The organism is Peribacillus sp. JNUCC 23 (assembly GCF_053653995.1).
In genome coordinates this window covers 2,293,103-2,317,063 of sequence record NZ_CM132202.1, presented here as the reverse complement: position 1 = coordinate 2,317,063, position 23,961 = coordinate 2,293,103, and the positions used below count along the sequence as shown (strand labels likewise).

The following is a 23,961-nucleotide window of genomic DNA, read 5'->3' as shown; positions in this document are numbered from 1 at the left end:
GTAAATTTATAGGGGCCTATATGCATATGCTATACATTTATAGTTAACATAATCACCCTTATGGGTATAAAAAAAGAATCTTCGACTGGAGGATCCTTTTAGCTGCTTATTGAATTAAAGCGCCCTTTAATGGAAGATCGTTTAACAATATTCAGAAATTAAGATTCTTTCCAAATTAAAAAAAACTACCCAATTGAGCAGTCCTTTTCAATATTGTATATGTTTATGAGAAATGGGAATTAATTGTATCTTCAACTTTCTTTAACATACCTTTATATGCTTCTTCATCAAGGTATCCAATACTTCCAAATAGTAAATGGTCCACAGGATCAATTCCAGTAAAATCCCATATTCCAATGTCAGAAGTGACTTTCAAACCCGCTGTCATACCGATTTCATCGTAAACCTCATTAGGAGTACCATGTGTATTGATGATAAAACCTTTTTTACCTTCCAATAACTTAATTACGCCTTCTGGTCCAGCAGAGTAAGCAAACCCAAATGCAAATACTCGGTCTACATATCCTTTAAGAATAGCTGGAAGACCTGTCCACCAAATAGGGTAAATAAATGTTATTACGTCTGCTTCAGCAACAAATTCTTGTTCCGTTTTAATATCATCAGGAGTTTTTCCTGCTTTCATAGCTGCTGTATCTGCTGGTTTCAGTACAGGTTGAAAATCGAGTGCATATAAATCACGGACAACAACTTCGTGACCATTTTTCTTTAATGTCTTCACTGTTGTTTCCATGATAGAGTGATTTAAGCTGTCAGCGTTTGGATGTGCATAAACAATAAGATGTTTCATTTCAAATAACCTCCGAGTATTTTATAATTTTTTATTTGGCTATCAAGTTTCATCAAATATTATAGTATTAGACATTTTTTAAATAATAATTAACAACTAAAGAAAATTACAATTCCAGATTAGATTCAAGTTAGCAAAATTATTACATAAATGTTCAATTCAAACTTTGTATCTCTTTGTTGTGCTTCGAACTAAGCTTTTTATAGTTTAACAAGAGTTCTTCCACGTACTTTTCCTTCTAAAATATCAGCTAATACTCCTGGAAGCTCTTTTAATGAGATTTCATTTACCACGTCTTCATTTAACGTTGTTGGTTTTAAATCATTCCCCAAACGATTCCAAACTTTTAATCGCTTATTCATTGGACATTCAACCGAGTCAATACCAAGCCAATTGACACCTCTTGAAATATAAGGAAGAACTGTTGTGGAGACTCCTATCCCACCTGTTAAACCACACGTAGCTACAGACCCTCCATATTTCAAGGTACTTAATATATACTGAAGAGTTTTCCCACCCACAGGATCGATAGCGCCAGCCCATTTTTCTTCACGAATTGGTGTTTGATCTGTATCTATTATTTCATTACGATTAATAATTTGTTTAGCCCCTAATCTTTTTAAATAGGCCTCTTCATTAGATTTACCTGTACTAGCTACAACTTCATAACCTCTTTTAGCTAAGATATTTACTGCAATACTACCCACTCCACCTGTAGCACCTGCTACCAAAACTGGTCCTTGACCAGGTTCTAATTCATTATCTTCAAGCCTTTGAACGGATAATGCTGCGGTAAACCCAGCTGTTCCAAGGATCATGGCTTCTTTTAAAGATAATCCTTTTGGAAGAGGAACACCCCACTCTGCAGGTACACGTGCCATTTCACTAAATCCGCCAAAATGTCCTGTTCCTAATTTATAGCTAGTCACAATGACTTCATCACCTGTTTTAAATCGTTCATCTGTTGAATGAATAATCGTTCCAGCTAAATCTATTCCTGGCACTAAAGGATAGGACTCTACAAACTGATTTCGGATGGACACTATACCATCTTTAAAATTCACACTAGAATAAGCTACGCGAATTGTTACTTCCCCGTCTGGTAAATCATCCATGCTCAATTGTTTCATTTCTAGCTTAGTTTGATCACCAATTTTATCGAGCACCATTGCTTGAAAAGTATTCATTTTCTTAATCATATCCTCTCTTCATGATATAATCGCAATCACTTGTATGTACAAATGATAAGTGAAAAAAAGAGTTAGAATTTCTCTTTTTTTATTATTTCACTTGATTCGTAAAGGATTTTTGCAAGCTCATGACTTTTTTCTTCTCCCAAAATAGAAGTATACCGTTTGTGAAGCTCATTAAAGCATTCGTCCATTTTCTCACAAAGCTCTACACCTTTTTCTGATAAATGTATATGCGTTTCTTTCCATTCTGAACGTCGATAAACTAAGTTGAGTTTTTCGAGTTTATTAATAAATCTTGTACTTGTGGAAGGTGCAATTGACAATTTATCACAAAGTTCTTTTTGCGTGATTCCAGGATATTGATACACCACTATTAAGAGATAAATGTAAGAAGGAGATAGATTAGTCTCTGCAAAAGCATCTTCTGCAATCTTCGTCATATAGCGAGAAAAACGATTCGATGTAAAAAATAAACACAGAGATAAAATAGAATCATCTATTTTCAATTGATTTCACCTCTCATTTGCATATACAAATTAACACATAATTTTTTATGAGTCAAATAATTAAAAGAAGTATCGCTATCATTTTGAATGGTGTTTTTTGTAGTAGACAACTTTTTCATAATATCATTCACTTCAAAATTATTCTCCCTGTTTGGTTAAGCTCTTATTCCACTAATTGGCCCTTTAATTAAACAAGGCCTTAAGGTATCACATGAATACTCTATACAAAACTAGTTAACATAAAGTCAATTTTCGGAACTTCCGAAAGATAAAACACCTTGGTTCTCAAGGGATTCCGAATGGTCCATTTTACTCGTTTATACATGATTTTATACAAATTCGTCTTTCATTAAAGCACTCCATTAGCTTTATAAGATGTTATCATTTTCTATGTAATACAAATTGTGATTTACTGTATTTAAAGTTGTTTTTTTTGTAAAAAGGAATTAAATGTTCTTCACAAAACAAGCTAATAACATCAATATGAGATAGTTCATCTAACAATTTTGATACAAGATTCTTTCCAATACCTGACTTTTGATATGCTTTATGTATAACAACATCTTCAATGTATGCTCTAAATTTACCGTCTGAAACAGCTCTTGCAAACCCAATAAGAATACCGTCTTTCCATACACCAATTGAAATTTCCCTATTTAACATTTCTTCAATATCTTGTTCTTTCCTTTCCTCCCACCAACCTGCATCATTATAAAGTTTCATAAGTTCGATTGCTTTAATTGGTCTTTCATAAAATCTAAAATATTCAAGTTCCAAGTCGTTATCCTCGATTCGTTTTTATTCTAATTTTATATAAATAGTACAGAGTTGTCTTGTTGAACTAAACTGCCCCGTTAGTTGCAGAAGTTTATTTTCATGGTAGTTCAATAATAACTTCAACTTCTCCTATAAGAGCAGCAATGTTTAATCTTCTATATTAGTCTCAACAGTATATTTTTCTTTCAAAATATTATGCAGAAACATTACTCTAACAGCTAATATAAATTTTTTCTTTTCGGTTAAAGATTCTGGATTCCTCAAAAACTCTTCTAACTCTTCCGTATCTATATCACAATAAGCAGCCACCGTCTCATAACTTATTCCTATGTTTCTATGCATTCCTTCAATAATTGTGCATAATCTTTGTTCTTCATCAATATTAACATGCGTTAATAAGGCACTCATTTCTATTGGATGATAGATATATGTTGTTTCAGTCGTGTATAAAAGCTTATTTATTAAATCGTCTGACATTTTGTATATATTTTTCAACTTCGCGATATTATCTTCTAGTGTAACTATTTCCATAAAATAATTACCTCCACTCTTTAACATAATTTTACCATATTAACCCAATGGATTACTAAACTCTCCTGCCAGTTAGTTGAACAAGGTATTTTTGAATGTATGATTTTAGATAGAATCATACATTCGAAAAAGGCCGTCATTTGGCAGCCCTTTTATGGCGCTAACGCATCCGTTAGCTTAAGTACATTTCTTCACATATCACTTTTTCTATTCACCGTATAATCATTGGTTTTCTACATATTTTTGTGTAATCTTCATTCTCGGCTAATTTTCTTACCTTTACATCCTTTATAATCCAGTCTGTAAGAGACTTGTTCTCGACCTTCAAAGTAAACAGATGATATGGAGGCATTATCGCTCTTTCATAGGTTACGAATTGATAAGTTATTTCATATCTGTATGCTTGGTCAGGTTTAGTCTTAACCTCTACAAACTTACAAAAATCAGATAGGTACATCTCTCCAAAATAATCTTTAATTGCTTTTGATTGCAACGGGGTTAAGAATGTATAAACTATATCTTCAAGCATCATATCGTAATGTGAATTATCAGTCTCTGCTTTGGCAGGAGATATAGATATAGTAATTAATGTAATGAAACAGGTTAATAAAAAGACCTTTTTCAAGGTATCTCCTACTTTCTGATAGTACATTACAGGTATTTTGTCCATTTGAAAATTTATAATCCTTGTTCAGCTAACCTGCCAGTTAGCTGAACAAGGATTTTTGAATGTATGATTTCATATATTTTCGTACATTGAAAAAACCACCTAATTGGTGGTCGCGCTGTTGAATTAAAGCACCCGTTAGCTCAATAAGCTCTCTACTTTAACCATCAATTAAGAACGGAATACTTTATTCTAATTTGAGCAAAATATAAGAATCTAAAAATAGGGAGTAACCGTGACCATGAAAAAAATATTAGTAATATGCCTACTATCTCTTTTATTTATATCCTCAACAACTTTAGAAACAAAAGCTTTAACATTTGATAAATTGCCGACCAAACAAACAACAAAACAATGGTCAGTTCAAGTAGGAGAAGCTGAACAAGGTAAGACGTTAGTAAAACCCGAAAAAGAAAAACTTCACACTTACTCTTTAAAGGTTGATAACATTGGCACAGATATATTATCTGCGGAAATCCATATGTTTAGAAATGAACCTAATTCTACGACAAAGTTCGCACTTTTTGGTTGTCCTGGTGAAATCGATTGTAATAAAGACGACTATGAAAGAGCGATTTCTTTAGCTAAACAATTGAATGATGGAATACCTTATCAATTTGACAATTTCCCTTTGGCTGAAAAAGCGACTGAATTAGAAGTAGAAATTATTTGGACTCAAAAAGGAAGCGAAGGTAGACCATTAAAAGAAAGATTTATATTTACTGCTGAATAATGAAAAAGAAGACCAAATTGTATTGGTCTTCTTTTTCATGGATTACCTGCATCGTTCGTGAAAAAATGTCTCCACTTATTATAAAAACGCATCCGTTACTTTAATAAGAAAATCTTCTCTGTGACGCCCATTCTTTCGCTTTATCGACTAATTCATTAACGAACTGCTGCTTTCCATCTTGATACTTGTGATGTTCGTTAGGAAACTGATTTGCTAAGTTGATTTTCAATGCTCCATATTTTTTAGCCTCCGCGGGGTTCTTTATCAAGTATTCTTTAAAATCTAAATGGATTTTTATTTGTTCACTTTCGACTTGATAGATATGTAGATGATGTGTTCGATTATCCTTTCCTTTTGGATAATATCTTCTTCCAGCAATCCCATTTTCACCTTTCGGTTCATACCCCAATTCCAACATTTCATTGTTGTATAAATCAACGTTTTCAATATCCTTTACAACAACTAAAATATCTATTATCGGCTTTGCGTAACCTATTGTTGGTATAGAGGTACTTCCAATATGAAAAATATCAACTAATTCATCTCTAAATACTTCTTTCAATATTTTCTCTTCTTGACTGTATGATTTTCCCCAGTCATCGGTCCAAGCAAGTATTTTGGTTTTTCTCAAAAGAAGCCCACCTTTTTTACATTATTCATTACCATTACCTTATTTGATTCTCTTGTTCAACTATCCTGCCCTGTTAGTTGAAGAAGGTTTTTTCGAATGTATGATATTCGTTATTTTCGTACATTAAAAAGACCGCCAATTGGCGGACTCTGTTACATTACATCTAAATCCCTTATTTTTATAAAAATAGTTTCATTTTGTTCTTGAATCACAAATACAAAACAATTTCCCCTCGATAACTTGGTGGTGGTTCGAATGCGACTTCATAAATGTCAATTTCATCTTCCCAGTTTTCATAGGTACTGTCAGGAGGAAGTGTCATTGTACCAGGGTAATAGTTTAATTCTTCCATACAAATAATCTCTAAATATTTAAGTAATGGTATAATCAATAATAATAAATCGCATTTTATCAATATATAGTAAAAATTGTCTGGTTTTGTAAAAGGAGAATTAGATATGTCTTATAGTAAATTAGTCGATGATATTATTGTTAGAATACTATTTTGTTCTATACTATCGGGGCTCTTTCTTAGTCTTGTGGTGTTATTTTTTACGAGTTATGATCTATTTTCATTTGTTTACATTATCTTTTATTGGGTGATATTTGCTGTTATTTATCTTTTCACTGGAGCTCCAATACAGTACTTATTAAACAAAAGACCAGGTAAATTCAGTATTATTTACTTCCTTATATATCTTATAGTAGGGACTATCGTAAATAGCATCTCTTTCATAATAGTTAGTGACATTGAGCAATTCTATTTAACTACAATATTCCACTTTATGATTTTATCAAGTAGTGTAATTTTTTGGTTTATGGATTCAACTTTCCTTCAAAATAGGAAATAATAAATACCATTAGTAAGGGTCTTCTTCTTGAACCGATGTCACCCATTAGCTTAATAAGCTAGATTAAAGAACTCCTCTTATTGTCGAGTGACAATAAAGTTGTTTAAAACTGTAGCCGATACTAGAAAACGTAATGTTGGCTTTTTTGATATAAATATATAGGAACTTCGGTAATCGGATATTCAATAAATGAGAAGAATAAAGGAGAATCGATATGAAATTTAATAGCTTAATACCTGAATTATCGGTTAAAGATATTCGAGAATCAAAAGAATTTTATTTAAATATACTTGGATTTCAACTTGAATATGAACGTATAGAAGAACAATTTGCATTTATTTCATTAAATGGTGCACAGCTTATGTTAGAACAATATAATGGCTATTGGAAAACAGGAAAACTCGAAGATCCATTTGGACGAGGAATTAATTTTCAAATTAAAGTGGAGAATGTAGATGTTCTTCTTCAAAATTTGAAGCAATATAATATTCTACTCTTTAGGGATGTAATGACTAATACATACAGTGGATTTACTCAAAAAGAATTCTTAGTTCAAGATCCGAATGGATATTTACTGCGATTTTCGCAAAGCTTATAATCTTTTTTACCAAAAGGGCTCTATTTTTAAAATTTCAAGAAGAGTTAACATAATCATGCTTATCGGCAATAAAGGTTAATGAAATCTAAACCAAGCAAACCATTGATCCTGTTTGTTTTTAGTTACAAAAAATTTGTCTATGTGACGCATCATATGCTGGTAAATATTGTGGAAGTAGTACTTCCACAAACCAAAAATTATTAGCTATTTCCTCTCCGCAATAATGTTTGGCCATTGCATAATAAGCTTCTGGATGTGGTGATTTTGGAAGAGGTGCTAAGGTTTCTATTTTCCAATCTTTATAAAATACTCATACGCCTGTTTGGCCTTCTTTCCGTAATGAATAAACAAGGCTCTTCATCATCTCGTTCATCTAAATACCTTTTTAGCCAAATGGAGCAACGAGTATTAAAGTACACTTCCCTTTCTTTAACACCTTTCCCATGTACAATGACTGAATTCGTAGAGAAATTAATATCATCACGATTTAATTTTACAACTTCCCCAATACGGTAGCGGGTCGAATACATAAACTCAAACAGCGCTTTCTCCATCGTTGTATGACAAGCCTCTCTTAGATGTTCTATCTCTAGTTCTGAAAGGAACTTTGGAATTCTTTTACCTAATTTCGGCTCTTTTAATTTAGCAGCAGGATTTTTAGGAACATAGCCTTCTTCATGTGTCCATTTGAATAGTGATATAATGCAACGAACCCTGTGCCCTAAACTAGATGGCTTTAGGTGATCTCCTACCTGTATTAGATATTCTTTTAGTTTCTCAGTAGTAATTTCACTCATGTAAATATCACCAAAAAATCGTAACAAGAGATTATATTGAAAACAATATGTTTTTAATGTAAGTGGTGAATATCCCTCAATTTTATTATCTTGTTGATACTTTTTCCACGCTTCTGATAATAACATGACTCCTCTTTCACTCTCCTACTATTTAAATCCATTAATCTAGATTCTATTATGTTCAAAGAGAGTCAGTTTCATACGTGACTTTTTTATTAAACTTATAAGGAATAGTGCTGTGGAAGAACCTCGTACAAACGGAAAATATCAATTTACGGACGTTTTTGATTCATTCAAATTAGAGCAAATTAATAATGTTCAAGGGACGGGGATATATCAAATTTTTGGATATAGAAGTACTACTAGTTCTGAATTAGAAGAGCTTTTAAAAGAAGTGATTTTTATCAAAATTTATTACAAATTATCAATCTTTATTATAAACGATCAACCTTTTTTACAAAGCTACGATTGCTTCAGTAGAGTTTCACAGTTATTAAACCAGTCTATGTAAAGTTTCATCTGCTTTATTATTGAAGCCAAACTTATATTGTTTGCCACATATATTTAAATAAATTCCCAGGCTCGTTTATTCACTAAATTCACCATTACTATAAAAACGATAGGTCGATTTCCGTTCCGGGTGGGCGCTTTCCGGGGGGCGTCCAACCTCCACTCCAATCAACAAGTAATCTTTAAAATATGCTACCATGATTTATATGCAGGTATCCTTAACTTAAGTAATCATTAACTCAGGCATCCGATCTCACTTTTTTTAATTCACAATCGTACTATCTGTATTTTCACAAAAATTGAATAGAGATGGCTTATTTTTGGCTATACCAGGAGCTAACTTCATACAATGGCTTTAAAGAGGCGAGACAAATCAAGGGTGCATAAGCGCAATATCATACAAGAAAAGCTTTATCAGAAATGTTATCCTAAAATTGTCTTTACGAGGGGGATCGGAATGTTAAATGAAATTCGAACGGTTTATCTAGATTCTGATCTAAACATCGAAGCGTATCAATTTAAAGGAATCATGCAAAAGTTCCCTTCTCATTTTCATGAATATTATGTGATTGGATTTATTGAAGAAGGTCAACGTTCTTTAGTTTGTAAAGGTAAAGAATACATAATTAATCCCGGAGACTTATTATTATTTAATCCTTATGATACTCACAGTTGCGAGCAGATAGATGGCAAAACACTTGATTATCGGTGCATCAATGTGACACCAGAAATCATGAAAAAGATGGTTTTAGAAATCAATGGCAACGAATGCCTCCCGTATTTCAACCAAAATGTTTTATATCATAGTGAGCTTGTAGACAATTTAAGAGAACTACATTTAAAAATCTCGCAGGGTGGGAGTGAGCTTAAAAAGGAAGAACTCTTTTTATGCTTATTGGAAGAGCTTATTCAGAAATATTCGGACCTGGCAACCCTTTCACCAGCTTCTGAAAACACTCTTGAAATTAAAGCAGTGTGTGCCTATTTAGAGGGGAATTATACGAAGACGATTACACTTAATGATTTAAGTGCTATTTCAGGATGGAGCAAATACCACTTACTAAGAACTTTTACAAAAAAAATGGGCATCTCCCCTAACAGCTACTTGGAAACAATTCGAGTAAATCATGCCAAAAAGCTTTTGGAAAAAGGGATAAAGCCCATTGAAGTAACTTTCTTAACAGGATTTAGTGATCAAAGTCATTTGACTAAATTCTTTAAAAGACAAGTTGGGTTAACACCAAAACAATATATGAGAATTTTTGAAAATGAAGGAGGTTCATGATGGACAACTTATTAGCATATATCTTAATGGCCCTTATGATGTCTATGTTGCCCGGTACAGATACGGTACTTATTATGAAGAATACGCTTAGCCATGGATCAAAAGCAGGACGCTATACGATACTCGGCATGGCAACGGGTCTTACTTTTTGGACCATTATTGCAGTTTTCGGTTTGTCAGTTGTCATTGCGCAGTCTCTATTTCTTTTCAATGCCATCAAGTATATGGGAGCTGCCTATTTACTTTACTTAGGTATAAGAGCATTTTTTACAAAAAGGACTCTTTCATTAGAAGCTGTTCAAGTAGACAGCCAGCATTCTGATGACAAGTCAGCCCACCATCATAATAAAGAACCCTATTTACAAGGAGCCATTAGTAATATTCTTAACCCAAAGACGATTTTGGTCTATATAACGTTTATGCCACAATTCATTGATCTTAATGGAAATACAAATCAACAATTGATCGTTTTAAGTTTAATACTCACTATAATAGCCGTGGGGTGGTTTATGATTTTGGTTTATCTAATAGATCATCTGAAGAAGTGGTTGAATAAACCTAAATTCCTAACAATCTACCAAAAGTCTACTGGCGTAATGTTAATCGGATTTGGAGTTAAAACAGCCATTTAGCGTGTTTAAGGAAAAATAATTTTATTACTTTTAGCACCGTCACATGCTGGCGGTGCTAAGCATATTAATTCCCTACTTACTATTGTGACTTACTGGCGTTAAGCATACATTAGACTTTAGATATACTAAAAATGTCTTTTACTACAGAAAAGAAGGAGATAACATGTTTGGTATTGCAAACTATGAACTCATGAAAAAGCGACTACTCTATTGAACAATAGCCCCCTTTGGTTCAATGAGCTTTCGTTTAATTTTTCTTGTTCTCTAGCCCTTCAATTAAATCATTAGAGTCTTGGACTACTTCTTCCTATTCAGTTATAACAATTTCTTGTTCAACTATCCTGCTCCGTTAGTTTGAGTACAGTTCTTCACAATCTCCATTTTCTTGTTCAACAATCTGGCCCTATAACGGAAAAAAGCGATCTTCTTTATTGAAGAATCGCGCCCTTTAATGGAATAACTAAATATAGCCTCTAGCCTAAAATCACTCAGTTCCTCTTTCAATAACACCTCTATAAAGTCTTTAAATTCATTTTCATCTATATATGTATCCTCTTCATAAATATTTTTTCTACCTGAATCCTACTTTTTTTCTATTTTCACTTTAATTAAACTGTCTAAAAAAGGATTTAGTTCTTTCCAGTTTTCAATTTTGACAACTTCCAGATAACTCTTATTAGCTAATTCCTCCGCAATTTCCGTGGAAATTAAATAATGTCTATGTTTTATCGCTTCCAAAATTCTTTATCCCCTACTGTACATATCATTGTTGCGATACATACTAATGGATACGAAAACTAGCCTGTCTTCTTGTTTCTTTTTTAATAGACTTCGTATTTTAAATGCCCTATAATAGCAATTATGTTTCCAAAATACGAATAATAAGGTGTAAAAAATGAAAAAATATACAAAAATTTTCCAAGGGACTGCTTTTTCCAGCAATTCACCAAAAGAAGTACAAATTTTAAAAGATTATCTCTTTTGTATTAATGATAAAGGAATGATTGAAAAAGTCGTTGCTCCAGAAAATGTCGACTATCAAATCTTATTAGATACTTATCAAGGAGAAGAAAACTTCCATTGTTTAGAAGAAGGTCAGTACTTCTTACCTGGCTTTGTCGATCTTCATGTTCACGCGCCTCAATGGGCCCAAGCAGGAACCGCTTTAGACATTCCACTTTATGATTGGTTAAACACTTATACTTTCCCGCTTGAGTCTAAATTTTCGGATGTAAATTTTGCAAAAGATGTCTACCAAGATGTAGTTCGCACCCTACTAGCAAACGGGACAACTACGGCACTTTATTTTGCAACTGTTCATAAAGAAGCAAGTTTATTACTTGCCGAAATATGCGCTGAAAAAGGACAACGCGGTTTAGTTGGGAAAGTTGTTATGGATAATCCCGAACAAAACCCGGAATATTATCGTGACATTGATACGCAAACGGCATTAGCGGATACAGAGGAATTTATTTTAGCTGTCAAAGAATTAGCGAAATCATCGAAACAAGGTGTTTACCCAGTAGTTACGCCACGCTTTATTCCGAGTTGTACTGACAGTGCGTTAAAAGGTTTAGGGGAATTAGCGGCTAAGTATGACACTTACGTCCAATCGCACTGCAGTGAAAGTGATTGGGAGCATGGTTATGTACAAGATCGCTTCAAGAAGAATGATGCATTTTCTCTACATGATTTCGGTCTATTACGCGATAAGTCTGTCATGGCACATTGTAATTTCTTAGATGATGACGATGCAGATTTATTTGTTGAAACAGGCACTGCTGTTTGCCATTGTCCAATCTCAAATGCATACTTTGCTAATAGCGTTATTCCAATCGCCCATTTACATTCAAAAGGTGTGGAAATTGGTTTAGGATCCGATATTTCTGGAGGTTTTTCACCTAGTCTTTTCGATAATGCTAGACAGGCTGTAATGTCATCAAGAATGTTAGAAGACGGTGTTAATACAGTTCTTCCTACCAATGAACGAGGTGTACCAGATTCACGTATCACCATTAATGAAGCGTTTTATTTCGCAACTGCTGGTGGTGGTGAAAGTTTAAGCTTGCCAATCGGTCGCTTGACAGAAAACTATGCTTGGGATGTACAAATCATCGACACTACATTAGATTCTGCAAAACTACCTATTTTTCATGCAACTGAAGATTTACATGATGTCTTCCAAAAGATCATGTATCTTGTTCGACCTGAGAACATTCGTGAAGTCTGGGTACAAGGCGAAAAAGTTCATTCACGTATGTAATAGAGTGAATTTCATTTTATTAGGGACTTACCCAAGATTTGTGGTAAAGCACTTGATATTTTGATTGAAAAGTATGAAGACCATACTTTATCAATTCAGGTGTGTTCGATTTTTAATAAAACCACTTCGCTAACTAAAGGAAAAAAATCCTACAACAATTGTAGGATTTTTTTTATAATTCATTTTGCAGTTTTTTGTGATGATTTATATCTTAAAAAGCAAATTGTCTAGCTTTAGTCTGCACAGATATCCATTTCATCGTTGTAAATTCGTCGACGACCCAAGGGTTTCCGAACCGGCCCATCCCACTTGATTTGTTACCACCGAATGGAATATTTGGAGCATCATTGACTGTTTGATCGTTGATATGTGTCATTCCTGTATCCAGCTTTAGGGCATATTGCTCCCCTTTTTCAAGATCGTTTGTGAAAATAGCCGAGCTTAAACCCGCCTGCGTATCATTTGCCATTGCCATGGCTTCATGATCGTTGTCTGCTTTAATGATGAGCGCAATTGGTGCAAACAATTCTTTTTGAGCAATTATTCCATCATTTTTTACATCTATAAAAATGAAAGGTGTCAGTACATTTCCTTCACGTTTTCCTTCAAGTGCGACGGTAACACCTTCATTTTTCGCCTCTTCTACAAAACCGAGCGCTTTTTCAATCTGGTGTTCGTTAATAAGTGGTCCAATTATAGTATTTGGATCCTGTGGATTACCAGTAGTCAATTTCTTTGTACGTCCAACAAATTTTTGGACGAATACTCTATACAAATCTTTATGCACAATGATCCGGTTAATAATCATACAAATTTGTCCCTGATGAATATATTTACCAAATATTGCTGCGTCTACGGCTTGCTCAATGTCTGCATCAGATAACACAACAAACGGACTATTACCTCCAAGTTCAAGCGCAACCCTCTTTAAATTGCGGCCAGCTATTTCACCAATCCGACGCCCGACAGCTGTTGAACCCGTAAAGCTGATTAAACGTGGAATTCGATGTGTCAACATATCTTCACCAATCTCTTCAACATCTGTTAATAGTAAATTGAAAACTCCTGCGGGAAGCCCTGCGTGTTCAAATGCTTTCGCGAGTACAACACCCCCGACGAGTCCGACCTGAATATCCGGTTTATGAACCACTGCATTTCCCAGCGCAATTGCTGGTGCGATTGTACGCATGGATAAATTCATAGGGAAATTAAATGGAGAAATAGACGAAATGACGCCCAAAGGAAGACGATAAATACGATTCACTTTTCCTTCTATACCAGTTGTGACTTCACGAACAACACCAATTTCATCAGCATAATTTAGCGCTTCTTCGAGTACCTCAAGTGTGAGATGAAGTTCGATATTCGCTTTTAATATCGTTCCGCCTGTTTCTAGACTGATGAGATGAACAATTTCTTCACGATTTTCTTTTAAGTACTCAGCAGTTTTTTCAATAACTACTTTCCGCTCTTCTACAGATGATTTTGCCCATTCTTTTTGCGCGACAGCAGCAGTTTCAAATGCTTGTTCCATTTGCACTTTTGATGCAATATTCACTTCTGCAATAACCGAATTGTCATACGGATTTAAGTCTTTATATATACGGCCGCTGTTACCACTTACCCATTCGCCGTTAATATAGCTTTTAGTTAATGTTTCAAACCGCTGCATACTCATTCCCCTTTCAACCACAGAATGTAAGTGTAACCATTAATACATTGGTTAATTTGTAATCTATTTAGATCTAAATAATCAGTAGCTACAATCAATTGCTTGATATTTAATTACTCAAATCCAAAAGTTAAATGGATCGAAAGCCGACAAGACCAAACAGTTTTATCTTGTCGGCTATTTACCACTTTTATTTTCCTTCTATTCTTCTTCAGTATCTCTCTTTTCTTGACCACAACTTGTACATTGTCCATATAAGATGCTAACTTTCTCCCCTGGTATAAATTCCATCGTCTGCTCACATTGTTGACAAACGAGTTGAGTCATCGTTTCAGTCCTTTTAAAATTTATTTTCTTTACTTGTAAAAAATTCACGAACTGTTTTCGCTATACCCTCTGGATCCATTCCATAATATTTATATACTTCATTTGGCTCTCCTAATACGGCAAATTCGTCTGGTAAGCCAATGCGTTTAAACTTCGTTGGGATATTTGATTCTGCAATGATTTCCGCTACAGCACCTCCAAGTCCACCATTTATACTTTGATCTTCAACAGTAATGACGCATCCTGTTTCAGTTGCTGCTTTTAGAACGGCTGCTTCATCAAAGGGTTTAATTGTATGCATGTCTATTACTCTAGCATGAATACCGTACTCTTCTAATTTTTGCGCTGCTTTTAATGACCAATACACACTGCTTCCAGTACCGATTAAAGTCAAATCTGTTCCTTCTTTTATCGTAATAGATTTACCAAATTCAAATTCGTAATTATTATCTGCATAAACGTCTGGCTCAGCACCGCGTGCAATCCGGATAATCATTGGACCAGGATAGTCCATTGATTGTCTAACAACCTTAGCACATTGATTTGCATCAGCTGGGCAAACAACTGTTAGGTTTGGTACGGCACGGTAAAAAGATAAATCGGCAATTGCATTATGTGTCGGTCCTCCACCTGATGTTACGCCTGCATGAGTACCGATTAATCGAACTGGTACATCATTATAAGCAATATCAGCGTGGATTTGATCTGCTGCACGAAGTGGTAAAAACGGCCCAAATACTTGGGCAAATACGACTTTTCCTGATAAAGCAAGACCCGCAGATACACCTACTTGATTTGCTTCAGCAATTCCAACATTCACACAGCGTTCTGGGTACTCTTTCATCAGTTTACCGACTTCAGAAGATGGAGCTACGTTGTCTGAACAAACAAACGCAAATTCCATTCCTTCGTCTGCCATTTTTCTCAATTCAGTTCCGTATACCTCTCGTGCAGATGACAACATTTGATCAAAGTTCAAGCTCACTTCTACAGCCATAATTTATCTCACCTTTCTTGTGTTTTCGATAGATTCAAGTGCTTTTTCCAAATCTGCTTTGTTCAAAGAACCTGCATGCCAACCTACGACATTTTCCATAAACGATACGCCTTTACCCTTTGTTGTATTTGAAATAATACAAATTGGCTTTCTGCGAATTTGTGGATCAGATGGTGGAAGTGATTCAAGTGCCATGCAAACTTCACTCATGTCATTTCCATTAATCTCAATGACTTCCCAGCCAAATGCTTTCATTTTATCATCAAGTGGATTGATCGAATTCGTTTGACTTGTTGGTCCAGACATTTGTAAATCATTTTTGTCAATAATCGCCACAAGATTCCCAAGCTGATTATGTCCAGCTGTCATAAATGCTTCCCAGTTGGTACCTTCTTGAAGCTCACCATCACCGATTATGCAAAATGTCCGCCATTTTTCATTCGACATTCTCGCACCAAGAGCTAATCCTGTTGCAAGTGGCATACCATGCCCGAGTGAACCAGTAGATGCTTCAATAGCATCAATATATTTTCGGTTTGGGTGCATACTGAATACAGCTGTATCAAGTGATTCAAAATGATCAACCATATAGTCCATTGTGTACATACCCATATCCTGATAAATGGTATAAAGTATTTCTGCACAATGACCTTTACTTAATATAAAACGATCACGATCTGGCATTTCAGTATTTTTCGGATCATAATTCATATATTTATAGTAAAGAGCGACCGCCATATCAGCGACAGACAATTCACCACCTAAATGTCCTGCAATCCCAATTCGATAAATATAGGTACATAAATTTTTGCGAATATCAATTACTTTATCTTCTAGCTCTTGGATCGTTAATTCTTTTACGGTACTGTTCATCTTAACCTCTCCTCGTTAGTTATTAGTTACACTTAATGAGCACTTTCGGATATTTTCCACTCATATGGGCATCAAAAGCCTCTACGCCTCGCTCTAGCGGGAAAATTTGTTGTGTAAAAGGCTCCAAATCAAGTTCAGGTAACATTTGGATTGCCCGTGGGAATGAATACGGTGCAACAAAAATACCTGAAATCGTTAATTCTTGCATATAACATTTTTCATAAAGATTAAGCGGCATTACATACTCTTTCGGGAACATTGCAATGTATAAAACAGTCCCCCCGCGCGATGCAATATCGACTGCTACATTCGCTGCACGCGGAGATCCCGATGCTTCGATGACGACATCAAATCCACGACCCTCTGTGATCGCATTCGCTGTTTCTTTAACATCCTCTGCAATCGGATTGATGACATGCTCTGCTCCGAATGATTTCGCTAAATTGCGTCTGTCTTCTATTGGTTCAATCAGCGTTAACGAAGTAGCGCCAAATCTTTTTAGCATTTGAAGCGTCAGCAAACCGATTGGACCACCTCCAGAAATCGCAACACGCTGTCCTACTCTCATGTTCGCTTTGTCAACAATTCGAACAGCAATTGAAACGGGTTCAAGTAAACACGCTTGTTCAAGTGGCACATTGTCAGGAACTTTCCAAACTTGTGATTCATGCCAGACGATATATTCAGACATGCCTGGTCGATTATAATCATGTACATTTTCACAAAATTGTTCTTGGCCGTCTAAGCAGTAGTAGCATGTTCCACAAAACTTCAGAAAGTTTCCAGCTACCCTGTCACCCACTTTAAGTCCTTTTTTCGTTGCTTTTGGCCCAAGCTCTACAATAACGCCGGATACTTCATGACCTAGACCGAATGGAGGAACCCAACCGAATGCTCCTTCCACTAGATGCGGGTCAGACCCACAAATTGAGCAAAACGCTATTTGAATTTTGACATCTTCGTCACCAAGAATCTGTTCCGGAAGATCAATGACATCGACTCGGCCTCTTGTTTCTTCATTAGGATCATTTAATTTGCCAATCTTTACAGCTGCAATAGTTTTCACTATATTTGCCCTCCTAAAGTGTAGTTGTAAATCCGCCATCTACATTAATTGTCCAGCCGTTGATATAATTAGAAGCACTGCTGGCTAAAAAAACTGCCGTACCCATTAAATCGGCTGCTACTCCCCAACGTCCAGCAGGAACGCGATCAACTATTTTATTGTAAAAGCCTTCATCTTCTTTTAAGCCTTTTGTCATTTCTGTTTCCAAAAATCCTGGTGCAATCGCATTTGTTTGAATATTATATTTGCCGGTTTCATTTGAGAATACTTTCGTCAAACCGACAATTGCATGCTTGCTTGTTGTATAAGGCGGACAATTTTTATCAGCAGTAAAAGCAAGTGCCGAAGAAATGTTGATAATTTTTCCAGATTTCTGTTTTGCCATTTCTTTCACAACAAGATGGCTCAAGTAGTACACGGCATTTAAGTTAATATCCATCACTTTTTCCCATGCATTGTCTGGATAATCCATAAAGTCGGCAAAAATCCCAACACCAGCATTATTCACGAGAATATCAATTTTCCCGTATTCATTTATACAACCTTCTACAACTCTTTGAACGTAAGATTTATCTGTCAAATCCCCTTGGATAAATGCTACTTTTTGACCTGTTGCTTCGATTAATTCCTTCACTTCTGACACATCATCTGTAAAATGCGGAATATATAAATCGGCACCAGCTTTTGCAAAAGCTACGGCATATGCCATGCCGAGCCCTTGATTTGCGCCTGTGACGATTGCGATTTTTCCCTTTAGAGAAAATGCATTCAGAGAAAAATTATTCAAATTATTTTCCAAAACTAACAACCTCCGATTCTATTGTTTTTTTGCTGCGTTACGAACGGCTAGCTCGTTCATTATTTCTTCGACACGCTCTTCTGTTAAGTTGTAGAACGCCATAAAGATGACGAGTGTAACAAGACAAATGATGGCCGGCAATCCAGCAACAAGGAATAAAATACCTCCCAGTGCTTCTGTGGATTGTGCAGTGTTAGGTACATAACCTACGCTTGCCAATACCCAGGTTGGAATAACACCACCGATAGTCATCGATGCTTTTAATCCGAGACCAATTGTAGTGTAGACAATTGCAGGATAGCGCTTGCCTGTATTATATTCTGCATACTCTACAGCATCGGGAATAATCGACCATAAGATCCCCATCAATAACCCGTAACCGAATGATGCGACTCCTTTGGCCACCATCATTAGTGCTACTGCTGAAACAGGGATGAAATAAAGTGCTAAAGAGCCGAGTCCTGCAATAATCAAACCTAATGCGACTGTGTTTTTCTTTTTTATTTTGCGTACAAGCATTGGCACAAATGGAACTGCAATTACTGATGGCAATACATTTAATAACGAAAACCAACCGATAAGATCTGTACGGTCTGCGTTGTACGTCATATAGTAAATACCTGAAGCTGAAGCAACTGTATTAAACCCATACACACCGAGGAATAATAGGAACAAAACAATACTTGGACGATTTGTCATTAACTGAATAAATATGTCTTTTACCTTGACAGGATCAAGATGTGATGTCGATTCAATTCGTTCTTTAATTGTTGTAAAACCGTAAATCAAAAGAGCTACAGTTATAACCGATAAGAGCATAACGGTTAATTGATACCCTTTTGCCTGATCCCCTTGCCCAAAGTAAGCCGATAAAAACGGAATAAACACTGCAACTACAACACCACCACTTTGTGCAAACACCATACGAAACGAGTTCAATTTCGTTCTTTCCTGTGGATCTGCTGTCATGACAGTTGTTAATGAAATGTAAGGCTGAATGATGAACGTGTACAACATGTTTAGTAAATTATAAGTGGCATACGCCCAAATTAATTTCCCAGCGTGACCCATATCTGGCACTGTAAATGTTAAAACTGCCAATAATGCGTAAGGTGCAGCCCCCCATAAAATATAGGGTTTATATTTTCCTTTTTTAGGCTTTAATCTCTCTGCAACCGCCCCCATCATAGGATCGTTGATCATATCCCAAAACCTTGATAATAGGAACATCAATGATACTTCGACAGCTGTTAGTCCATATACATCTGTATAGTAAAAAGTAATAAACATAAGTACTGCTTGAAACATGAGATTCATTGCAAAATCAACTAAAGAATAACCAAAAACTTCTTTTCTTTCTAACTTGTAAAAACCTGGTTTAGGACTTGTTTTAATATACCCCCTTGAATCTGTTAATGTTTCTTCTTGTTTTTGAGCAGTAGCATTTTGGTTCATTGTCTCCCCCCTTTGTTTGTTGAAGCATCTACCTTAATATGAATTATAATGAATACGTTTTCATAAAAAACGTGTTTATTTTAGATATAAGTGTTGTTTTTTTACTTTTCTAAATAATTTGATAAACCCAACAGACAATCTTATAATGAATGAAGGTATTGGATTTTTCATTACTACTAGGAGCTGGTATACGTTGACTGCAAGTATTGTGATATACACAGAGGAAAAGTTTAATGAATTGTTATGTGAATTTGCCCAGCTTCACAACAACATTTTCGAAATCACTTACAGTTCTTCTTATGAAATGTTAGTTGACAAAATCATCGAATTAAGGGCTGACGTTGTCATTTTTCAGCTTACTACGCCAATTTACCATGTCCAAAACTTTTTTGCCGATTTAGCAGAAGCAAATGTATCACCCATCTTATTTGCATTCACATCGATATCAGATAATGAAATTGCCTATTCTACCACGACTCATCCTGATACGGTTTTGCTTGAAAAACTAAAATTTTTTTTCACAACAGCTCTTCAAAAATATTATGATTGTCAGTTTTATTACATTGGAGAAAGCGCTACAGCCAATTCAATTATGAGCTCACGTTTAGAAAAACTGGAAAAAACAGAATACATGAATGAAATTTTGCGAGGAGTTACGAAACAAGAGTTTATGTATTACAAAAGAAAAATTTCTTTCAAACTAAATGACAGCGGTTTCTTTTTGTGTTTATGGAATTTAATGGACATTGAATATATTGACCATGACTTAAACAAAAACATCTATTATTACGTAGGTGAAAAGCTTTGTGAAGAATGTCAAACTGTTTTAGATCGTTATAATGGTGGTGAAGTCTTTTATATCAATCCGACTCTTCTATGTTTGATTATTAACGATATACCCTCTTATAGTGAAGCAAACCGTATTCAAAAAATGGGAGAATTGATGAAGAATTTAAATGCTGTTTTAAACTGTAAAACAGCGTTTCGTTATCGAAGTTCATCTATCAAAAAGATTGAAGATGTCCGACTTGCATATGAATCGTACCATCGGTTAAAAAAATACACCTTCTTTTACAGAGAAGCAGAATTTCTAACGCCTGAACTCATTAAGTCATCACGGTATCAAATTGACTACAATGAAATAGATGATCACTTGCAGCAGATAAAAGAATTGATTAACCACAATTTAACTGACCCTGGATTAGAGCTATTGCTTGAAGACCTTTTTTTGAATATGATTAAACCAAGCTTAAGCTATGATTTATACTATTATTGTCATACAACGATTTCTGCAGCATTGCTAGAAAAATTCGGTGGTTTATATAAAAATCGCCAGTTGGAAAACCATTCACCCCAAGAGCTGCTATATTCATCAATTGAACAAAAATATACAAATTTCATTGAATCAATTCATCTATTACGAGGTGAAATTTCAAATCGTTATTTGATTAAAAATCAGCTTGTCCTTCAAGCAATAGACTTTATTCATGACCATTATCACGAAGATATTTCGATGAACCTAATTGCAGAATACTTAAATATGAATCACTCATACTTGAGCCAAATATTTACGAAAGAAATGGGGATTAGCCCTAGAAAATATTTAATTACCTATCGTATTCAAAAAGCAAAGGAGTTGATCGAAACAAGTAATGAGCTAGTTAGTAATATTGCTATAAACGTTGGCTTTTCTGATGTGAAACATTTCTCAAAAACTTTTAAAAAAGTCACTGGACTTACACCTATGCAATACAAAAAACATTTTGTAAAAGGGGAATATGTATAATTTTTAAAAATATATGTAACTACTCAGATCCCTATCCAAAACAATACAAATAGAGGTAATTTTTCACGAATTACCTCGTAAACTATATTTCAAACAATTCTATTTCTCCTGTTTTTATCACTTGTTTAATGGATTCAAACAGGTTCTTTTTTTGCTTTTTCAGCGTAAACTCTTTGTTTTCGGCTTATGAAGTCTGTCGAATGAAGGTGGCTTATGGCTATTTGTAGAGTTTTTTTAGACTGAAGTTCAAGAGTAGAAACACGATTAGAAATCACTTGAAGTTGTCCACCTAAAGATTCGATTCTTTTTTCATACGTTTTGAGTAAACGATAGACTTCCTCAGGTCCTTGATGATAAATGTCTAAAAACTGTTTGTAGTTCATACCCTTCACCTCCTTTGATTTAATATTTCAAGTGTTCACTAGTTATCAAGAAATCAAACGTGAAGGCAGGATTATTTTTTAAAAATTACAAGGGGTCTGAGTAGTTACTATCTATGCCTACATGTGGACATGATAAACGGTGAATTCTATTAACATTTTGTTGTTGAAGTATTCCTTACAAAATCAGGACTATTTGATATTTATGTACAATATTCTAATTTTGCATTTAGAAAGAGTTTCTAAATATACGTGTAGATGATTTTTTATATCCTCTTTTTCCTCTGTTTGATAGATGTATTTTCCGATTCCATATTTCCCCCACTTATACCTTCTCTAAAATTTTTACTCTAGATCTCAAAAAATACTTTTTTCATATAAATTATTAATTTCTGTATGCCATGTACATAATATGGTATAAAACATTTGACATACTGATGAAAATAAGGTAAATTACCATTTGGACGAACAATTTTATTTTATATAAACTTCAATATTCGTATTTAGGGGTGTAAACCATGGAAAATGTGTTTGATTATGAAGATATTCAATTAATTCCTGCGAAATGTATAGTGAATAGCCGATCTGAATGTGATACAACTGTAACATTAGGTGGACATACATTTAAGTTGCCGGTTGTACCTGCAAATATGCAAACTATTATAGATGAAAACATTGCAATTTACTTAGCGGAAAATGGTTACTTCTATGTTATGCATCGTTTTGAACCAGAGAAACGACGCTCTTTTATTAAAGATATGAAATCACGTGGATTATTCGCATCTATAAGTGTTGGTATTAAAGATGAAGAATACGATTTCATCCAACAACTATCCGATGAACAGCTTTCACCGGAATATATTACGATTGATATCGCACATGGTCATTCCAATGCGGTGATTGAGATGATTCAACATATTAAGAAACACTTACCACAAAGTTTTGTTATTGCTGGAAATGTTGGAACTCCAGAAGCAGTAAGAGAATTAGAAAATGCTGGTGCAGATGCGACAAAAGTGGGAATTGGACCTGGTAAAGTATGTATCACTAAAATTAAAACTGGCTTTGGAACTGGTGGCTGGCAATTAGCGGCACTACGTTGGTGTGCAAAGGCAGCAAGCAAGCCGATTATTGCTGACGGAGGAATTCGTACACATGGTGATATTGCTAAATCAATTAGATTTGGTGCATCGATGGTCATGATTGGCTCATTATTTGCTGGACATGAAGAATCACCAGGACAAACAATTGAGAAAAATGGCAAGCTTTATAAAGAATACTTTGGCTCAGCTTCAGAGTTTCAAAAAGGTGAAAAGAAAAATGTAGAAGGCAAAAAAATGTTAATGGAGCATAAAGGTGCTTTAGAAGATACGCTAAATGAAATGGAACAAGATCTTCAATCCTCTATTTCTTATGCTGGTGGAAATAAGTTAGAAGCAATCCGCAATGTCGATTATGTCGTAGTTAAGAATTCAATATTTAACGGCGATAAAGTCTATTAATCATTCAAAATCAATTTGAAATTAATTGAATTTAGAATATTCTATTCCACGAATTGGTGAGCAAGTTACTTTGGTACTTGCTCACCTTTTAGTTTAAAAGGGATCCCTTTCAGTACAGCAATTTCATTTATTCCTGCCGTAGAAGAATTGTTTTTAGTTTTAATCCCTCTTCTCCCCTACGCCTACAATTTCTATAAGATCCAACAGGTGTCAATCCCGTAATTTATCCCCTCTCTATCGACGCTAGGATTCTATCTAACTATCAATAATTCAATATAAGCATGATGAACTATAATAGCTTCTTAAACAACTCTTTTTAGAT

General features: G+C 34.8%; 26 protein-coding genes and 2 pseudogenes. 9 read left to right on the top strand and 19 right to left on the bottom strand.

From position 1 onward, the window contains the following. Positions 1-223: 223 nt before the first annotated feature. From JNUCC23_RS11245 to JNUCC23_RS11220, 6 genes are all read right to left on the bottom strand, one after another. Complete coding sequence (locus tag JNUCC23_RS11245; RefSeq protein WP_454215884.1) at positions 224-808, bottom strand: NAD(P)H-dependent oxidoreductase; 585 nt, start codon at positions 806-808, stop codon at positions 224-226. Positions 809-1,008: 200 nt separating this feature from the next. Further along, complete coding sequence (locus JNUCC23_RS11240; RefSeq protein ID WP_454216041.1) at positions 1,009-1,995, bottom strand: acrylyl-CoA reductase family protein; 987 nt, start codon at positions 1,993-1,995, stop codon at positions 1,009-1,011. 74 nt (positions 1,996-2,069) lie between these two features. Next, positions 2,070-2,507 (bottom strand): MarR family winged helix-turn-helix transcriptional regulator, encoded by a 438-nt coding sequence (locus JNUCC23_RS11235; RefSeq protein WP_454215882.1) that lies wholly within the window; start codon positions 2,505-2,507, stop codon positions 2,070-2,072. A 381-nt stretch (positions 2,508-2,888) separates the two neighbouring features. Continuing rightward, on the bottom strand, positions 2,889-3,230 hold the full coding sequence (locus tag JNUCC23_RS11230; RefSeq protein ID WP_454216039.1) for a GNAT family N-acetyltransferase: 342 nt from the start codon (positions 3,228-3,230) through the stop codon (positions 2,889-2,891). Positions 3,231-3,431: 201 nt separating this feature from the next. Beyond that, positions 3,432-3,815: an HTH domain-containing protein gene (locus tag JNUCC23_RS11225; RefSeq protein WP_454215880.1), complete on the bottom strand. Its 384-nt coding sequence runs from the start codon at positions 3,813-3,815 to the stop codon at positions 3,432-3,434. Between the two features lie 211 nt (positions 3,816-4,026). Next, complete coding sequence (locus JNUCC23_RS11220; protein ID WP_454215878.1) at positions 4,027-4,440, bottom strand: DUF3888 domain-containing protein; 414 nt, start codon at positions 4,438-4,440, stop codon at positions 4,027-4,029. Positions 4,441-4,723: 283 nt separating this feature from the next. Between JNUCC23_RS11220 and JNUCC23_RS11215 the strand changes: the two genes are divergently transcribed. Then, entirely contained in the window at positions 4,724-5,215 is a 492-nt protein-coding gene (locus tag JNUCC23_RS11215; RefSeq protein ID WP_454215876.1) for a hypothetical protein, read from the top strand. 100 nt (positions 5,216-5,315) lie between these two features. Here the strand turns inward: JNUCC23_RS11215 and JNUCC23_RS11210 are convergent, their stop codons facing one another. Both JNUCC23_RS11210 and JNUCC23_RS11205 read right to left on the bottom strand, forming a co-directional pair. After that, the gene (locus JNUCC23_RS11210) at positions 5,316-5,846 is read right to left on the bottom strand and encodes a GrpB family protein (RefSeq protein WP_454215874.1); all 531 of its coding nucleotides are present in this window, start codon (positions 5,844-5,846) and stop codon (positions 5,316-5,318) included. 208 nt (positions 5,847-6,054) lie between these two features. After that, positions 6,055-6,198, bottom strand: a complete 144-nt coding sequence (locus JNUCC23_RS11205; protein ID WP_454215872.1) for a hypothetical protein — start codon at positions 6,196-6,198, stop codon at positions 6,055-6,057. A gap of 106 nt (positions 6,199-6,304) precedes the next feature. Here JNUCC23_RS11205 and JNUCC23_RS11200 point away from each other — a divergent pair, with 106 nt between their 5' ends. Both JNUCC23_RS11200 and JNUCC23_RS11195 read left to right on the top strand, forming a co-directional pair. Then, on the top strand, positions 6,305-6,697 hold the full coding sequence (locus JNUCC23_RS11200; RefSeq protein ID WP_454215870.1) for a UPF0715 family protein: 393 nt from the start codon (positions 6,305-6,307) through the stop codon (positions 6,695-6,697). A gap of 214 nt (positions 6,698-6,911) precedes the next feature. Beyond that, positions 6,912-7,295 carry a bleomycin resistance protein gene (locus JNUCC23_RS11195; RefSeq protein ID WP_454215868.1) on the top strand — a complete coding sequence of 128 codons (384 nt, stop codon included), beginning with the start codon at positions 6,912-6,914 and terminating at the stop codon, positions 7,293-7,295. Positions 7,296-7,600: 305 nt separating this feature from the next. Here JNUCC23_RS11195 and JNUCC23_RS11190 read toward each other — a convergent pair. Then, a pseudogene (locus tag JNUCC23_RS11190) lies at positions 7,601-8,218 on the bottom strand (tyrosine-type recombinase/integrase); the annotation flags it as partial. Between the two features lie 112 nt (positions 8,219-8,330). On the opposite strand from JNUCC23_RS11190, the gene JNUCC23_RS11185 reads away from it, so the two are divergent. The 3 genes from JNUCC23_RS11185 to JNUCC23_RS11175 all read left to right on the top strand — a co-directional run bounded on the left by JNUCC23_RS11185 (position 8,331) and on the right by JNUCC23_RS11175 (position 10,519). Continuing rightward, positions 8,331-8,603: a hypothetical protein gene (locus JNUCC23_RS11185; RefSeq protein WP_454215866.1), complete on the top strand. Its 273-nt coding sequence runs from the start codon at positions 8,331-8,333 to the stop codon at positions 8,601-8,603. Between the two features lie 456 nt (positions 8,604-9,059). Continuing rightward, a complete protein-coding gene (locus JNUCC23_RS11180; protein WP_454215864.1) occupies positions 9,060-9,887 on the top strand; it encodes an AraC family ligand binding domain-containing protein in 828 nt (275 codons plus the stop codon). After that, positions 9,887-10,519 (top strand): LysE family translocator, encoded by a 633-nt coding sequence (locus JNUCC23_RS11175; RefSeq protein ID WP_454215862.1) that lies wholly within the window; start codon positions 9,887-9,889, stop codon positions 10,517-10,519. The genes JNUCC23_RS11180 and JNUCC23_RS11175 overlap by 1 nt, the downstream gene beginning before the upstream one ends. 582 nt (positions 10,520-11,101) lie before the next feature. Here JNUCC23_RS11175 and JNUCC23_RS11170 read toward each other — a convergent pair. Beyond that, positions 11,102-11,257, bottom strand: coding sequence for a hypothetical protein (locus tag JNUCC23_RS11170; protein WP_454215860.1), 156 nt, complete (start codon positions 11,255-11,257; stop codon positions 11,102-11,104). 157 nt (positions 11,258-11,414) lie between these two features. On the opposite strand from JNUCC23_RS11170, the gene guaD reads away from it, so the two are divergent. Beyond that, positions 11,415-12,782: a guanine deaminase gene (guaD, locus tag JNUCC23_RS11165; protein WP_454215858.1), complete on the top strand. Its 1,368-nt coding sequence runs from the start codon at positions 11,415-11,417 to the stop codon at positions 12,780-12,782. Between the two features lie 211 nt (positions 12,783-12,993). Here guaD and JNUCC23_RS11160 read toward each other — a convergent pair whose 3' ends face one another. The 7 genes from JNUCC23_RS11160 to JNUCC23_RS11130 form a co-directional block, all read right to left on the bottom strand. Beyond that, on the bottom strand, positions 12,994-14,454 hold the full coding sequence (locus JNUCC23_RS11160) for an aldehyde dehydrogenase family protein (protein WP_454215856.1): 1,461 nt from the start codon (positions 14,452-14,454) through the stop codon (positions 12,994-12,996). 201 nt (positions 14,455-14,655) lie between these two features. Further along, positions 14,656-14,781 (bottom strand): GapA-binding peptide SR1P, encoded by a 126-nt coding sequence (locus tag JNUCC23_RS11155; RefSeq protein ID WP_454215854.1) that lies wholly within the window; start codon positions 14,779-14,781, stop codon positions 14,656-14,658. 13 nt (positions 14,782-14,794) lie between these two features. Further along, positions 14,795-15,778: a transketolase family protein gene (locus tag JNUCC23_RS11150; RefSeq protein WP_454215852.1), complete on the bottom strand. Its 984-nt coding sequence runs from the start codon at positions 15,776-15,778 to the stop codon at positions 14,795-14,797. A 3-nt stretch (positions 15,779-15,781) separates the two neighbouring features. Further along, positions 15,782-16,651 carry a transketolase gene (locus JNUCC23_RS11145; RefSeq protein WP_454215850.1) on the bottom strand — a complete coding sequence of 290 codons (870 nt, stop codon included), beginning with the start codon at positions 16,649-16,651 and terminating at the stop codon, positions 15,782-15,784. A 22-nt stretch (positions 16,652-16,673) separates the two neighbouring features. Beyond that, positions 16,674-17,717: a zinc-dependent alcohol dehydrogenase gene (locus tag JNUCC23_RS11140; RefSeq protein WP_454215848.1), complete on the bottom strand. Its 1,044-nt coding sequence runs from the start codon at positions 17,715-17,717 to the stop codon at positions 16,674-16,676. A gap of 13 nt (positions 17,718-17,730) precedes the next feature. Further along, a complete protein-coding gene (locus JNUCC23_RS11135) occupies positions 17,731-18,516 on the bottom strand; it encodes an SDR family oxidoreductase (protein WP_454215846.1) in 786 nt (261 codons plus the stop codon). A gap of 18 nt (positions 18,517-18,534) precedes the next feature. Continuing rightward, positions 18,535-19,971 carry an MFS transporter gene (locus tag JNUCC23_RS11130; RefSeq protein ID WP_454215844.1) on the bottom strand — a complete coding sequence of 479 codons (1,437 nt, stop codon included), beginning with the start codon at positions 19,969-19,971 and terminating at the stop codon, positions 18,535-18,537. A gap of 193 nt (positions 19,972-20,164) precedes the next feature. Between JNUCC23_RS11130 and JNUCC23_RS11125 the strand changes: the two genes are divergently transcribed. Next, positions 20,165-21,757, top strand: coding sequence for a helix-turn-helix transcriptional regulator (locus tag JNUCC23_RS11125; RefSeq protein WP_454215842.1), 1,593 nt, complete (start codon positions 20,165-20,167; stop codon positions 21,755-21,757). 134 nt (positions 21,758-21,891) lie between these two features. On the opposite strand, the gene JNUCC23_RS11120 is transcribed toward JNUCC23_RS11125, so the two are convergent. Together JNUCC23_RS11120 and JNUCC23_RS11115 are read right to left on the bottom strand one after the other, a co-directional pair. Further along, positions 21,892-22,140 carry a hypothetical protein gene (locus tag JNUCC23_RS11120; protein ID WP_454215840.1) on the bottom strand — a complete coding sequence of 83 codons (249 nt, stop codon included), beginning with the start codon at positions 22,138-22,140 and terminating at the stop codon, positions 21,892-21,894. A gap of 200 nt (positions 22,141-22,340) precedes the next feature. After that, positions 22,341-22,473 (bottom strand): annotated as a pseudogene (locus JNUCC23_RS11115) (spore photoproduct lyase family protein); the annotation flags it as partial. A 182-nt stretch (positions 22,474-22,655) separates the two neighbouring features. Here JNUCC23_RS11115 and guaC point away from each other — a divergent pair. Further along, on the top strand, positions 22,656-23,639 hold the full coding sequence (guaC, locus tag JNUCC23_RS11110; protein ID WP_454215838.1) for a GMP reductase: 984 nt from the start codon (positions 22,656-22,658) through the stop codon (positions 23,637-23,639). The last annotated feature ends 322 nt before the right edge of the window (positions 23,640-23,961 follow it).

Bases quoted from the DNA above. Each gene is read 5' to 3' on its own strand.
- JNUCC23_RS11245 (WP_454215884.1), bottom strand. From the start codon at position 808: ATGAAACATCTTATTGTTTATGCACATCCAAACGCTGACAGCTTAAAT.
- JNUCC23_RS11225 (WP_454215880.1), bottom strand. From the start codon at position 3,815: ATGGAAATAGTTACACTAGAAGATAATATCGCGAAGTTGAAAAATATA.
- JNUCC23_RS11130 (WP_454215844.1), bottom strand. From the start codon at position 19,971: ATGAACCAAAATGCTACTGCTCAAAAACAAGAAGAAACATTAACAGAT.
- JNUCC23_RS11205 (WP_454215872.1), bottom strand. From the start codon at position 6,198: ATGGAAGAATTAAACTATTACCCTGGTACAATGACACTTCCTCCTGAC.
- JNUCC23_RS11240 (WP_454216041.1), bottom strand. From the start codon at position 1,995: ATGAATACTTTTCAAGCAATGGTGCTCGATAAAATTGGTGATCAAACT.
- guaD (WP_454215858.1), top strand. From the start codon at position 11,415: ATGAAAAAATATACAAAAATTTTCCAAGGGACTGCTTTTTCCAGCAAT.
- JNUCC23_RS11145 (WP_454215850.1), bottom strand. From the start codon at position 16,651: ATGAACAGTACCGTAAAAGAATTAACGATCCAAGAGCTAGAAGATAAA.
- JNUCC23_RS11215 (WP_454215876.1), top strand. From the start codon at position 4,724: ATGAAAAAAATATTAGTAATATGCCTACTATCTCTTTTATTTATATCC.
- JNUCC23_RS11175 (WP_454215862.1), top strand. From the start codon at position 9,887: ATGGACAACTTATTAGCATATATCTTAATGGCCCTTATGATGTCTATG.
- JNUCC23_RS11155 (WP_454215854.1), bottom strand. From the start codon at position 14,781: ATGACTCAACTCGTTTGTCAACAATGTGAGCAGACGATGGAATTTATA.
- guaC (WP_454215838.1), top strand. From the start codon at position 22,656: ATGGAAAATGTGTTTGATTATGAAGATATTCAATTAATTCCTGCGAAA.
- JNUCC23_RS11180 (WP_454215864.1), top strand. From the start codon at position 9,060: ATGTTAAATGAAATTCGAACGGTTTATCTAGATTCTGATCTAAACATC.
- JNUCC23_RS11230 (WP_454216039.1), bottom strand. From the start codon at position 3,230: ATGAAACTTTATAATGATGCAGGTTGGTGGGAGGAAAGGAAAGAACAA.
- JNUCC23_RS11195 (WP_454215868.1), top strand. From the start codon at position 6,912: ATGAAATTTAATAGCTTAATACCTGAATTATCGGTTAAAGATATTCGA.
- JNUCC23_RS11150 (WP_454215852.1), bottom strand. From the start codon at position 15,778: ATGGCTGTAGAAGTGAGCTTGAACTTTGATCAAATGTTGTCATCTGCA.
- JNUCC23_RS11160 (WP_454215856.1), bottom strand. From the start codon at position 14,454: ATGCAGCGGTTTGAAACATTAACTAAAAGCTATATTAACGGCGAATGG.
- JNUCC23_RS11120 (WP_454215840.1), bottom strand. From the start codon at position 22,140: ATGAACTACAAACAGTTTTTAGACATTTATCATCAAGGACCTGAGGAA.
- JNUCC23_RS11200 (WP_454215870.1), top strand. From the start codon at position 6,305: ATGTCTTATAGTAAATTAGTCGATGATATTATTGTTAGAATACTATTT.